Source organism: Mesorhizobium sp. M4A.F.Ca.ET.022.05.2.1, from assembly GCF_003998845.1.
Taxonomy (GTDB): domain Bacteria; phylum Pseudomonadota; class Alphaproteobacteria; order Rhizobiales; family Rhizobiaceae; genus Mesorhizobium.
The window spans coordinates 1-785 of the sequence record NZ_RZOJ01000785.1 but is presented as its reverse complement, the minus strand read 5'-3'; the positions used below and the strand labels follow the sequence as shown (position 1 = coordinate 785).

Sequence of the window (785 nt, the reverse complement as noted above, 5' to 3'; positions counted from 1 at the left end):
CTTTCGTAGAGATCGGCGAGTTCGCCGGCGCCGAAGCGCGGTCCGACCGCCGTCAGCATGATCCTGTCCGGATTGGTGCAGAAGCACGGCACCTGCCGCGCCGCAGCCGGACCGAGTAGAGCGCGATAGTGGTCGAGATCGTAGCGGTCGCCTTCGCTGGCTGAAATCAGCACCAGCTCCGCATCGTCGCTGTTATCGGTCAGGGCCAGCGGCAGGCCATCGATCGCCGAGCGGTCGCCGTCGCGGCTGATCAGCAGGCATTTCGTTCCGCCCCTCAGCGCGCCCGAGGCCGCCATGTCGCGGAAGGCGCGCCACGCCACCTCGCCGGAGGAGACGAAGTGATCCCAGCTAGCCTCTTCGAAGCCGAGCTTCTTCAGGCGGCGCTCGTTCGGCTCCGCCCGCTTGCCAGAGTTCGAAATGAGCACCACTGTCTTGCCGGCGCGCTTCAGCGCCGACAGGGCTTCCACCGCGCCGGCATAAGGCTGCTGCCCGTCATGCAACACGCCGAACTGGTCGAGCAGGAAAACGTCGTAGCGCTCGGCAAGCGCTTCAATCCCATCGAGATGTCTGGCCAATTTCGCGTTCACAGCAGCCCCGCCTCGTTTGCGCCCCTGAGCGCCAGCCGCGCCGTGCCGGCGGCTGCCTCGTCAGACAGCGCCGGCACGAAATCGACGCCGAGCTTACGCTGCCGGATCGCGGTCCAGGCGGCGTTGGCGGCGCCGCCGCCGACACTGCGCACCGATGTCAGCTTCGGCGATCCGAGCTCGGCAAGCCGCCGATAGCCC

Annotated in this window: 1 protein-coding gene and 1 pseudogene; both read right to left on the bottom strand. The window is 67.6% G+C overall.

Translation table 11 applies throughout. The features are described 5' to 3' along the window. Nucleotides 1–587 (bottom strand): TIGR01459 family HAD-type hydrolase (locus EN745_RS35385; protein ID WP_127423349.1); only part of this gene is annotated, 587 nt, incomplete at its 3' end. Next, nucleotides 584–785 (bottom strand): annotated as a pseudogene (locus EN745_RS35380) (carbohydrate kinase); the annotation flags it as partial. The pseudogene EN745_RS35380 and the gene EN745_RS35385, both read right to left, overlap by 4 nt.